General features: G+C 70.5%; 10 protein-coding genes. 9 read left to right on the plus strand and 1 reads right to left on the minus strand.

Translation table 11 applies throughout. The features are described from left to right. Window positions 1-1311: DEAD/DEAH box helicase (locus K206_RS0133120; protein WP_029044372.1), on the minus strand; the 1311-nt coding region annotated here is incomplete at its 3' end. 348 nt (window positions 1312-1659) lie between these two features. On the opposite strand from K206_RS0133120, the gene K206_RS0133125 reads away from it, so the two are divergent. From K206_RS0133125 to K206_RS40060, 9 genes are all read left to right on the plus strand, one after another. Continuing rightward, on the plus strand, window positions 1660-3348 hold the full coding sequence (locus K206_RS0133125; RefSeq protein ID WP_020206596.1) for a ClcB-like voltage-gated chloride channel protein: 1689 nt from the start codon (window positions 1660-1662) through the stop codon (window positions 3346-3348). 120 nt (window positions 3349-3468) lie between these two features. Then, a complete protein-coding gene (locus K206_RS0133130; RefSeq protein ID WP_020206597.1) occupies window positions 3469-3858 on the plus strand; it encodes a hypothetical protein in 390 nt (129 codons plus the stop codon). A 99-nt stretch (window positions 3859-3957) separates the two neighbouring features. Continuing rightward, window positions 3958-5310 (plus strand): tRNA (N6-isopentenyl adenosine(37)-C2)-methylthiotransferase MiaB, encoded by a 1353-nt coding sequence (gene miaB / locus K206_RS0133135; protein ID WP_020206598.1) that lies wholly within the window; start codon window positions 3958-3960, stop codon window positions 5308-5310. 54 nt (window positions 5311-5364) lie between these two features. After that, a complete protein-coding gene (locus K206_RS0133140; protein ID WP_020206599.1) occupies window positions 5365-6363 on the plus strand; it encodes a PhoH family protein in 999 nt (332 codons plus the stop codon). A gap of 4 nt (window positions 6364-6367) precedes the next feature. After that, complete coding sequence (gene ybeY, locus K206_RS0133145; RefSeq protein ID WP_020206600.1) at window positions 6368-7129, plus strand: rRNA maturation RNase YbeY; 762 nt, start codon at window positions 6368-6370, stop codon at window positions 7127-7129. A 119-nt stretch (window positions 7130-7248) separates the two neighbouring features. Beyond that, window positions 7249-8121, plus strand: a complete 873-nt coding sequence (locus K206_RS0133150; RefSeq protein WP_029044373.1) for an HlyC/CorC family transporter — start codon at window positions 7249-7251, stop codon at window positions 8119-8121. Continuing rightward, the gene (gene lnt, locus K206_RS0133155; RefSeq protein WP_020206602.1) at window positions 8118-9734 is read left to right on the plus strand and encodes an apolipoprotein N-acyltransferase; all 1617 of its coding nucleotides are present in this window, start codon (window positions 8118-8120) and stop codon (window positions 9732-9734) included. Before K206_RS0133150 ends, lnt begins: the two co-directional genes overlap by 4 nt. 523 nt (window positions 9735-10257) lie before the next feature. Further along, window positions 10258-11196 carry a glycine--tRNA ligase subunit alpha gene (gene glyQ, locus K206_RS0133165; RefSeq protein WP_020424012.1) on the plus strand — a complete coding sequence of 313 codons (939 nt, stop codon included), beginning with the start codon at window positions 10258-10260 and terminating at the stop codon, window positions 11194-11196. Next, the coding region (locus K206_RS40060) for a hypothetical protein (protein ID WP_020206605.1) at window positions 11193-11691 on the plus strand (499 nt) is incomplete at its 3' end. The genes glyQ and K206_RS40060, both read left to right, overlap by 4 nt.

Raw genomic sequence — 11691 nt, forward strand, 5'->3', positions numbered from 1 at the left:
GCGGGCCGGACGCTGCTGGCGCTCGCCGCCTTCGGGCGCGCGCGGCTGGCCGCCGCCCGCGGGGGCCGGGGCGCGGCCACGGCCGCCACCACCGCCACCGCCGCCATTGCCCTGGCCGCGGGCCTGCCGGCCCTTCTGGATCGGTTCGGGCGGGATCGACGGATCGACCTCGAAGCCCGGCAGCACGGTCTTTTCGATCTGGCGCTTGATCAGGCGCTCGATGTCGCGCAGCAGGCCGGCCTCGTCCACGCACACCAGCGAGATCGCCTCGCCCTCGGCGCCGGCGCGGCCGGTGCGGCCGATCCGGTGCACGTAGTCTTCGGGCACGTTGGGCAGGTCATAGTTGACCACGTGGGGAAGCTGGTCGATGTCGATGCCGCGCGCGGCGATGTCGGTGGCCACCAGCAGGCGCAGCGTGCCGGCCTTGAACTCGGTCAGCGCGCGCGTGCGCGCGGACTGGCTCTTGTTGCCGTGGATCGCCAGCGCCGACAGGCCGTCCTTGTCGAGCTGCTCGGCCAGGCGGTTGGCGCCATGCTTGGTGCGCGTAAACACCAGCACCTGGTGCCAGTCGTTCTCGCGCACGAGATGGGCCAGCAGTTCGCGCTTGCGCTCGCGGTCCACCGGGTAGACGCGCTGCGCCACCGTTTCGGCCGTGGTGTTGCGGCGCGCCACCTCGATCGAGGCGGGGTTGTCGAGCAGCCGGTCGGCCAGGCCGCGGATCTCGTCCGAGAAGGTGGCCGAGAACAGCAGGTTCTGGCGCTTCGGCGGCAGCACGTTGAGGATCTTGCGGATGTCGTGGATGAAGCCCATGTCGAGCATGCGGTCGGCTTCGTCCAGCACCAGGATTTCCACGTGCGAGAGATCGATGGTGCGCTGGGACAGGTGGTCCAGCAGGCGGCCGGGCGTGGCCACCACGATGTCGACGCCGCGCTTGAGCTGCTCGATCTGCGGGTTGATGCCGACGCCGCCGAACATCACCATCGAGCGCAGCTTGAGGTACTTGCCGTAGTTGCGCACGCTTTCCTCGACCTGCGCCGCCAGTTCGCGGGTGGGCGTGAGGACCAGGGCGCGCACCGGCAGGCGCTGGCCGCGCGCGGGTTCGCGGCTGGCCGGGGATTCGGACAGCAGTTGCAGCAGCGGCAGCGTGAAGCCGGCCGTCTTGCCAGTGCCGGTCTGCGCGCCGGCGAGCAGGTCGCCGCCCTTGAGGATGGCGGGGATGGCCTGCGCTTGAATCGGGGTCGGCGTGGTATAGCCCTGTTCGGCCACTGCACGCAGGAGCTTGTCGGACAAGCCAAGTTCGGAAAAAGACATGAATTGACGCTTCGGCCGCCCTTTGCGCACGCGGTGCGCCAATCGCGGGGGCGACGTGAGTGAGAAAACCGAAAACCGGCCAACACGGCCGGCGAAGCGAGGCGACTGCCCCCGCTTCTTTGGAGGAAAGACCGCTAGTGTAACAGCCTGGCGTCCGCGCGCAGGGGCCAACCTCGTTTGCGGCAAGATCCCGGCGCCGCCGCCCGCCGCGGCCCGGCGGGCAAACCCCGAAAAAAAGCGCCGCCCCCTGCGCTATGATGCTGCCAGCCAAGCCTTGCCCCGCCTGGCCCGTGGCCGCGGCGCGGGCGGGTGGCGGCGCATCCCCCCTCGCCCCCGGATGCAGACACGATGCGGTTCCGATTCATCGAAGACCAGGAAGTCACCCTTTTCACCGCCATCCCGGTGGGGATCGCCGCCGCCATCGTCACCACCCTGTTCAAGGAAGCGCTGGACGCCAGCGGGCTGGCCATGTTCGGCACGCGCGCCGACATCGTCACCGTGTTCGCCGGGCTGGCGCTGGCCTGGCGCGTGGCGATCCCGACGCTCGGCGGCGTGGTGGCGGGCCTGCTGCTGAGCGCCGCCGCGCGGCTCAACGCGGCCCAGCCCGGCGTGTCCGACTATATGGAAGCGGTGGCCAGCGGCACCGGACGCCTGCCGGTGCGCATCACGCTGCTGCGCGCGCTGTCCTCGTTCTGCTCGATCGTCACCGGCAGCTCGGTCGGCAAGGAAGGCGCCATGATCCAGCTCGCCGCGCTGTGCGGCTCGGTGTTCCCGTCGGCACGCGGGCGCCCGGGGCCGGACGGCGACACCAACCTGCGGCGCATGCTCACCGCCTGCGCCGCCGCGGCCGGGCTGGCCTCGGTCTATCACACGCCGCTCTCGGCGGCGGTGTTCGTCGCCGAGGTGGTGTTCGGCGCGGTGGCGGTGCAGCGGCTGATGCCGCTGTTCCTGGCCTCGGTGGCCGGCACCGTGGTCAGCCAGCTGCACGGCGGCCTGCAGCCGCTCTACCCGGGGCTGAGCGTGCCGTCGGACCTGCTGCACCCGCCGATGCTGCTGGCCGCCGCGCTGCTGGGCGTGCTCGCGGGCGTGGCCGGCGCCGGCTTCATGCGCGCCTCGAGCCTGGCCAGGGCCGCCTTCTCGCACGTGCCCGGCGGGCTGGTGCCGCGCCTGGCGCTGGGCGGCGCACTGGTGGGCGTGCTGGCGATGCGGGTGCCGGAGGTGGTGGGCAACGGCTACTACACCATCCAGTCCATCCTGCAGGCGCATGCGCTGAGCGTGCCGCTGGCGGCGGTGCTGCTGGCCAAGCTGGCGGCCACGGTGCTGAGCATGGGCTCGGGCGCGGTGGGCGGGGTGTTCACGCCGTCGCTGTTCGTGGGCGCGGCGCTGGGCCAGTTGCTGGCGCCGGCCGTGCCGGGCGGCGCCGGCGCGCCGCTGCTGCCGCTGGTCGGCATGGCCGCGTTCCTGGCCGCCACCAGCCAGGCGCCGCTGATGTCGGTGCTGATGGTGTTCGAGATGACGCTGGCGCCGGCGCTGCTGCTGCCGGGCATGATCGGCGCGGCGGCGGCGTACTACACCGCCTCGCGCTGCCAGACGCTGTCGCTCTACAGCGTGGTGGCCGAGCGCACCCAGGCCTCGGCCGCGGCCGAGCGCGCGCGCGCCCTGACGCTGGCCGGGCTGTGCGACCCGACCGACACCATCATCGGCCCCGACGCCACGCTCGCGCAGGCCAGCGACAAGTTCGCCGAGACCGGCACGCGCTATCTGTACGTGGTGTGCCCCGAGGGCCGCCTGCTCGGCGCGCTGTCGATCCACGCCGTGCAGCGCGCGCTGCGCGAGCAGCCGGGCGCGGCGCTGCCGGCACTGTGCGAGCGCGATTTCCCCACGCTGACGCCGGAGTCCCACCTGCCCGACGCGCTGCAGCTGTTTACCCACCACGCGCTCAACCGCATCCCGCTGGTGCGCGACGCGGCCGGGCGCGAGTTGATGGGCACGGTGTCGAAGCAGCGTGTGCTGCAAGAGGCATCCAGCTTGTTCTAGCGGCGGGCCCGCGGGGCGCCAGGGATGGCGCGAGCGGGTAGAATGGCGGGTTGCCCTTTGCTTGCCGAAGCCTTGCCGAGGCTGTTCCGAACCGTTCCCGAACCTCTCGCCGGAGCCCCCATGCCAGCCAACCGCGCCGCGCGCCGCGCGCCGACCATCCGCGCCTGTCTGCTTGCCGCCACGCTGGCCACGCTTGCGGCGGGCGCCGCCCTGTTGCCGGCCGGCGCGCTGGCGCAGGTGCCGCTGCGCGTGATTCCCGCCGACGCGGCGCGCGCGCAGCTGGTGCTGGCCACGCCGTCGGCCAGCGCGCCGCTGTCGGCCACGCTCGACGGCAAGGCCGTGGGCGTGGCGCCGGGGCTGCGGCTGTTCGGCACCGACAACCAGTTGCTGCCGGTCGCCGCGGTGGCCGGCCAGAAGCTGCCGGTGCGCTTCAGGCTCGATCTCTACGGCCAGTTGCTGACGGCGTGGGTGCTGAGCGAGCAGGAGCAGAAGGAGAAGGCGGCGCAGTGACCGCCGTCCGTGGCTGCCATTCGTGGCTGCAATCCGCGGCCACGACCGCATTCGTCCCCCAACCCTGATGCCCCCAGGTAAACCACTGAGACCGGCACCATGAAGAAAGTATTCATCAAGACCTACGGCTGCCAGATGAACGAGTACGACTCGGACAAGATGGTAGACGTGCTCCACGCCACCGACGGCCTGGAGAAGACCGACAACCCCGAGGACGCCGACGTGATCCTCTTCAACACCTGCTCGGTGCGCGAGAAGGCGCAGGAGAAGGTGTTCTCGGAGCTGGGCCGCATGAAGGCGCTCAAGGCGCTCAAGCCCGAACTGGTGATCGGCGTGGGCGGCTGCGTGGCCAGCCAGGAAGGCGCGGCCATCGTGCAGCGCGCGCCCTACGTGGACGTGGTGTTCGGCCCGCAGACGCTGCACCGCCTGCCCGAGATGATCAACCGCCGCCGCCAGACCGGCCGCTCGCAGGTGGACATCTCGTTCCCCGAGATCGAGAAGTTCGACCACCTGCCGCCGGCGCGCGTGGAAGGCCCGAGCGCGTTCGTCTCGATCATGGAAGGCTGCTCCAAGTATTGCAGCTACTGCGTGGTGCCCTACACGCGCGGCGAGGAAGTCTCGCGCCCGTTCGAGGACGTGCTGGCGGAAATCGCCGGCCTGGCCGGACAGGGCGTGCGCGAGGTCACGCTGCTGGGCCAGAACGTCAACGCCTACCGCGGCGCGATGGGCGGCACCAGCGAGATCGCCGACTTCGCGCTGCTGATCGAGTACGTGGCCGAGATCCCCGGCATCGAGCGCATCCGCTACACCACCAGCCACCCGAAGGAATTCACGCCGCGCCTGATCGAGATGTACGCGCGCTGCCCGAAGCTGGTCAACCACCTGCACCTGCCGGTGCAGCATGCCTCGGACCGCATCCTGATGGCGATGAAGCGCGGCTACAGCGTGCTGGAGTACAAGAGCATCATCCGCAAGTTGCGCGCGATCCGCCCGGACATGTCGCTGTCGTCGGACTTCATCGTCGGCTTCCCCGGCGAGACCGATGCCGACTTCGACAAGCTAATGGCGATGATCGAGGAGATCGGCTACGACACCTCGTTCTCGTTCATCTTCAGCCCGCGCCCCGGCACGCCGGCGGCCAGCCTGTCCGACGACACGCCGCACGAGGTCAAGCTCAGGCGCCTGCAGCACCTGCAGGCCACCATCGAGGAAAACGTGCAGCGCATCAGCCGCGGCATGGTCGGCACGGTGCAGCGCATCCTGGTCGAAGGCCCGGCGCGCAAGGACCCGACCGAGCTGCACGGCCGCACCGAGAACAACCGCGTGGTGAACTTCGCGCTGCCCGGCGTGCCGCAGGCCGGCCGCGACCGCCTGGTGGGCGAGATGGTGGAGGTGGCGATCACCGAGGCCTTCCCGCACTCGCTGCGCGGCGAGATCGTGGTGCGCCAGTAGCACCGCGCGAACCGCGCCCATGCAGACCGGAACGACAAGAACAAGACCGCCCAGATGAAGATCCCCTCAGCCGAATTCGTCGCCCCCAAGGACGACAACACCCGCCTGCAGAACCTGTGCGGGCCGCTGGACGAGAACCTGCGCCAGATCGAGCAGGCGCTCGACGTCACCATCCAGCGCCGCGGCCACCGCATGACGGTGCGCGGCGCCTACGCGCGCGAGGCCGCCGCGGCGCTCGAGCGCTTCTACAACCAGGCGCGCGGCGCGCTGTCGATCGACGACGTGCAGCTCGGCCTGGTGGAGGCGCGCCAGTCGGCCGCGCACGGCGGCTACGTGCCCGAGGGCGCCGATGCCGCCGATGCCGGCACGGGCGAGGACAGCTCGCCGGTGCTGCACACGCGCCGCACCGGGCTGCAGGGCCGCACGCCGATGCAGCGCGACTACCTGCGCAACATCCTGGCCCACGACCTGACGCTGGGCATCGGCCCGGCCGGCACCGGCAAGACCTACCTGGCGGTGGCCTGCGCGGTGGACGCGCTCGAGCGCGACGCGGTCAAGCGCATCGTGCTCACGCGCCCGGCGGTGGAGGCCGGCGAGCGCCTGGGCTTCCTGCCCGGCGACCTGGCGCAGAAGGTCGACCCCTACCTGCGCCCGCTCTACGACGCGCTCTACGACCTGCTCGGCTTCGACCGCACGCAGAAGATGTTCGAGCGCCAGATGATCGAGATCGCGCCGCTGGCCTACATGCGCGGGCGCACGCTCAACCATGCCTTCATCATCCTCGACGAAGCGCAGAACACCACGCCGGAGCAGATGAAGATGTTCCTCACGCGCATCGGCTTCGGCTCCAAGGCGGTGATCACCGGCGACACCACGCAGATCGACCTGCCGCGCGGCCAGAAAAGCGGCCTGGTGGAGGCGCAGCACGTGCTGCGCGACGTGCGCGGCGTGGCCATGACGCGCTTTACCAGCATCGACGTGGTGCGCCATCCGCTGGTGGCGCGCATCGTGGATGCCTACGACGAATACCATGCCCAGCACCGGGATGCCTGACCGAATGACCGTGAACACCAATATCAAGACCGCCAAGAACGCCGCCGCCAGCCTGATCCTGTTCGACGCCGACGGGCGCGCGCGCAAGACCCAGGCGCATGCGCTGCGCGTGCAGCTGGCCGACGGCCGCAGCCTCACCGTGGACCTGTCGCAGGCCGCCGACGGCGTGCTCGCGCTGCTGGCCGAGCACACCGACGACCGCCAGCAGGCCGGCCTGCTGGTGCGCCCGGACAACCACGACGCGCTCTCGGTGGCCGTCACCGCCACCCCACTGGTCACCACCACGGGCACGCCCGCCACACCGCCCGAACTCGACCTCGCGCTGCAGTACGGCGACGGCATGCGGGGCCGCCGCGGCCTGCCCACGCAGCGCAAGGTGCAGACCTGGGTGAAATCGGCGCTGTACGCCGACGCCGCGCTGACCGTGCGCTTCGTCGGCGAGGAAGAAGGCCGCGGCCTGAACCGCAGCTACCGCGGCAAGGACTACGCCACCAATGTGCTGACCTTTGCCTACGCCGAGCACGAGTCCGATCCGGTCAGCGGCGACATCGTGCTGTGCTGCCCGGTGGTGGAGCGCGAAGCGCGCGAGCAGAAAAAGCCGCTCGAGGCGCACTATGCCCACCTGATCGTGCACGGCGTGCTGCACGCGCAGGGCTACGAGCATGAAGACGACGCCGAGGCCGAGGAGATGGAGGCGATCGAGACCGAGACCCTGCAGGCGCTCGGTTTCGCCGATCCCTACCTCGTGCGCGGCAAGGCCGCCTGAGCCCGCCGCGCCCGGGGCCACGCGGTGCGGCGCCCGCGCCGCACGGCCTTGCGCTGTCACGGAACGCAAACTCTTTTGGTGTATCCTTTGACCGATCTCCACCACGCGCTCGCCGCGCCATGAACGACCCTTATCCCAGTTCGAAGCCAGTCGACCGACCCCGATCCCTGCTCGAACGGCTCTCGGATTTCATCTCCCCCGAGCCCGAATCCCGCGTTGAACTGCTTGCGGTGCTGCAGGATGCGCACGCCCGCAACCTGATCGACGCCGACTCCCTCTCCATGATCGAGGGCGTGTTCCAGGTCTCCGAGCTGACCGCGCGCGACATCATGGTGCCGCGCGGCCAGATGGACATGGTCAACATCGCCGACGCGCCGGACAGCTTCATCCCCTTCATGCGGCAGACCGCGCACTCGCGCTTTCCCGTCTACGAGGGCAGCCGCGACAACGTCATCGGCATCCTGCTGGCCAAGGACCTGCTGCGCTACTACACGGACGAACAGTTCGACCTGCGCGAGACCCTGCGCCCGGCGGTCTTCATCCCCGAATCCAAGCGCCTGAACATCCTGCTGCGCGAGTTCCGCATCAACCGCAACCACATCGCGATGGTGGTGGACGAGTACGGCGGCGTCGCCGGGCTGGTCACGATCGAGGACGTGCTGGAGCAGATCGTGGGCGACATCGAGGACGAGTTCGACCTCGACGAGGACCACGACAACATCGTGCAACTGCCCGACGGCGGCTGGCGCGTGCACGGCCTGACCGAGATCGAGCAGTTCAACGAGGTCTTCGGCACCCACTTCTCCGACCAGGACGTGGACACCGTGGGCGGCCTGCTGAGCAACCACCTCGGCCACGTCCCGCACCGCGGCGAAGTGGTGGTGCTGCCGCCGGTGCGCTTCGAGGTCCTGCGCGCCGACGCGCGCCAGGTACACCTGCTGCTGGTGCGCCGCGAGGTGCCCGCCGTGCCGTCCGGCCTGGACGGCGCATGAGGAGCCCGTTCCCGGACCGGACCGGTGCGGCCGCCGCCGGGCGCGAACGCGCGCGCGGCGCCGGCCTGCCGCGCCTGCTGCTGGCCGCGGTGCTCGGCGTGGCCCACACCCAGGCCTACGCGCCCCACACCTGGTGGTGGCTGCAGTTGCTGTCGCTGGCCGGGCTGGTAGCGCTGGTCGCCGACGCGCCGCGCGCGCGCGGCGCCGCCGCCACCGGCTACGCCTTCGGCCTGGGCTGGTTCCTGTCCGGCGTGTGGTGGCTCTATATCAGCATGCACGTCTACGGCGAGATGCCGGCCTGGATGGCGCTCCTGGCCGTGCTGCTGTTCGCCGCCTATCTCTCGCTCTACCCGGCGCTGGCCGCCGCGGCCTGGCACTGGCTGGGCGCGCGCGCGCGGGCTTCGGCGCTGCTGATGCCGCTGGCCTTCGGCGCCGCGTGGGGCCTGTCGGAATGGCTGCGCGGCGTGGTGTTTACCGGCTTCCCGTGGCTGGCCAGCGGCTATGCCCACAGCGACGGCCCGCTGGCCGGCTTCGCGCCGCTGGTCGGCGTGTACGGCATCGGCGCGCTGGCCGGCGCCGTGGCCGCGCTGCTGGTGGCGGCGGTGCGCGGCTTTGCCCGCAACGACCAGCGTGATGACCGGCGCGATGACCGGCGCGGCGGCTGGCTCGCGCTGGCGGTCGCCGCGGCGCTGCCGCTGGCCGGCGCGGCGCTGGCGCCGCTGGCCTGGACCACGCCGGCCGGCAAGCCCATCTCGGTGCGGCTGCTGCAAGGCAACGTGGCGCAGGACATCAAGTTCGAGCCGGCCGGCGTGCAGCGCTCGCTGGAGCTGTACCGCGACCTGATCACGGCCACGCCGGCCGACCTCGTGGTCACGCCGGAAACCGCGTTCCCGGTCATCCTGCAGGACCTGCCGGTGGACATCGCCATCGCCGTGCGCGACTTCAGCGCGGCCAGCGGCACCACCGTGCTGTTCGGCGCGGCCGGCGCGGACTCGCCGGTGGACTTCACCAACAGCGTGTTCGGCCTGGGCCCGCTGACGCAGCAGCTCTACCGCTACAACAAGCACCACCTGGTGCCGTTCGGCGAGTTCATCCCGTTCGGCTTCCACTGGTTCGTCGACATGATGAAGATGCCGCTCGGGGATTTCCGCCGTGGCGGGCTGGACCAGGCGCCGCTGCCGGTGCGCGGCATCATGGTGGCGCCCAACATCTGCTACGAGGATCTGTTCGGCGAGGAAATCGCCGAGACCCTGCGCAGCCAGCCGGTGCCGGCCAACATCCTGGCCAACGTGACCAACCTGGCGTGGTTCGGCGACACCATCGCGCTGGACCAGCATCTGCAGATCTCGCGCATGCGCGCGCTGGAGACGCGCCGGCCGATGCTGCGCTCGACCAACACCGGCATGACCGCCGTGGTCGCGCCCGACGGCGTGGTGAGCGCGCGCCTGCCCACCTTCACGGTCGGCACGCTGACGGCCACCGTGCAGGGCACGCAGGGCTTCACGCCGTTCGTGCGCTGGGGCAACGTGCCGGCGCTGGCGGGCTGCGTGCTGGTGCTGGCCGCCGCCTGGCGGCGGCGCGCGCGACTAGGCAGCGGGCCCGGGCCGGGCTAGGCCGAGACGCCCGCCACGGCGGACAGCAGCGCGGCGGCGATCATCACGGCGATGGCGACGAGATAGGGCTTGCGAGAAAGAAGCGACATGACCAGTGTCCCCGTTTGGGTGTCCGTGTGGATGAATTCGGATGGTTCGGCCGCTGCGGCAGCAATGACGGCGCTGCGCGCGGCTCTGCCTAATACTGTATACAAAAACGCTATCGACAAGTATCGGCAGGGACTTTAGGGGGCTTCGGTGTTTACCCGATTCGTTGCGGAGCGCCGACAGCGCCCCCGACAGCGCCCCGATGCCACCCGAAACGCCCCGCCAGCGCGCCATGACATGCAAGGGCCGTGCCGATGACGGGCCTGGCGGAAAAAACCGATAGAATTCAGGGTTTGGCACGAACTCCGTGCGACGCCCCGGCGACTTCTGGCGACTTTTGCCGCCGCGGCGGCGCCCTCGCCTGCCGGCCCTGCATGATCGAGCACCCCATGCGGGCCCCTACTTGTCTTCGCCGTCGTCTTTGCCGTCTTCGCCTATGCTGACCTTCCAACAAATGATCCTCACCCTGCAGTCCTACTGGGACCGGCAGGGCTGCGCACTCTTGCAACCCATCGATCTGGAGGTCGGCGCCGGAACCTCGCACGTGCACACCTTCCTGCGCGCGATCGGGCCGGAGCCGTGGCGCGCCGCCTACGTGCAGCCGTCGCGCCGCCCCAAGGACGGCCGCTACGGCGAGAACCCCAACCGCCTGCAGCACTACTATCAGTACCAGGTGGTGCTCAAGCCGGCGCCCGAGAACATCCTGGAGCTGTACCTGGGCTCGCTCGAGGCGCTGGGCCTGGACCTCAAGCAGAACGACATCCGCTTCGTCGAGGACGACTGGGAGAACCCCACGCTGGGCGCCTGGGGCCTGGGCTGGGAAGTCTGGCTCAACGGCATGGAAGTGACCCAGTTCACCTACTTCCAGCAGGTCGGCGGCATCGACTGCAAGCCGATCACCGGCGAGATCACCTACGGCATCGAGCGGCTGGCGATGTACCTGCAGAAGGTCGAGAACGTCTACGACCTGGTCTGGACCGAGTGGGAAGAGAACGGCAAGACTCGCCGCCTGACCTACGGCGACGTGTACCACCAGAACGAGGTGGAGCAGTCCACCTACAACTTCGAGCAGAGCAACACCGAGATCCTGTTCCGCCATTTCGCCGAGCACGAGGCCGAGGCCAAGCGCCTGATGGGCGCCGCCGAAGGACAGGAAGCCGAGGCCGCCAGGCGCCTGCCGCTGCCCGCCTACGAGCAGCTGCTCAAGGCCGCGCACACCTTCAACCTGCTGGACGCGCGCGGCGCCATCTCCGTCACCGAGCGCGCCGCCTACATCGGCCGCATCCGCAACCTGTCGCGCTCGGTCGCGCAGGCCTACTACGAATCGCGCGAGGCGCTGGGCTTCCCGATGTGCGACCGCGAGGCCGCCGCATGACGCGCGCCGCGCGCGGCGCCTGGCGCCAGGGCGCTGCCCTGGCGGTGCTGGCCCTGGCCGCGCGCGGCGCGGCCGGCGCCACCGTGCCCGTGCCCAGCCCGCAGGCGCTGTACCTGCCGGCCGACCTGTCCAACGTGTGCGAGGCCAACCCGCAGGCGCTGCAGCAGGCCATCGACCGGCACTGGCATGGTGCGTTCGGCCCCAACAACGCGCTCGACCAGTGGACCCAACTGGTGCGCACGTTCTCGTGCGACCTGTCCGGCTCCAAGGACCTGGGCTGGCACCGCGTGCCGCTGCGCGCCTACGAGAGCGCGATCCGCTACCCGCTGACCTGGACCGAGACGCAGACCGTCAACGGCCGCGTGAAGCGCCTGGTCAAGACCTATTATTCCGCCGCGCAACTGCCGCCCCGGATCGATTTCTGGGTCAGCGGCCGCATCGACGAGATCCGCTACGACCGGCGCCTGCGCCGGCTCCACGCGCGCTTCTTCGCGC

The sequence above is a fragment of the Cupriavidus sp. WS genome (assembly GCF_000395345.1).
Lineage (GTDB): Bacteria > Pseudomonadota > Gammaproteobacteria > Burkholderiales > Burkholderiaceae > Cupriavidus > Cupriavidus basilensis_B.

Coding starts and splice junctions, on each gene's coding strand:
- miaB (WP_020206598.1), top strand. CDS start 3,958: ATGAAGAAAGTATTCATCAAGACCTACGGCTGCCAGATGAACGAGTAC.
- lnt (WP_020206602.1), top strand. CDS start 8,118: ATGAGGAGCCCGTTCCCGGACCGGACCGGTGCGGCCGCCGCCGGGCGC.
- K206_RS0133150 (WP_029044373.1), top strand. CDS start 7,249: ATGAACGACCCTTATCCCAGTTCGAAGCCAGTCGACCGACCCCGATCC.
- K206_RS0133130 (WP_020206597.1), top strand. CDS start 3,469: ATGCCAGCCAACCGCGCCGCGCGCCGCGCGCCGACCATCCGCGCCTGT.
- K206_RS0133140 (WP_020206599.1), top strand. CDS start 5,365: ATGAAGATCCCCTCAGCCGAATTCGTCGCCCCCAAGGACGACAACACC.
- ybeY (WP_020206600.1), top strand. CDS start 6,368: ATGACCGTGAACACCAATATCAAGACCGCCAAGAACGCCGCCGCCAGC.
- K206_RS0133125 (WP_020206596.1), top strand. CDS start 1,660: ATGCGGTTCCGATTCATCGAAGACCAGGAAGTCACCCTTTTCACCGCC.
- glyQ (WP_020424012.1), top strand. CDS start 10,258: ATGCTGACCTTCCAACAAATGATCCTCACCCTGCAGTCCTACTGGGAC.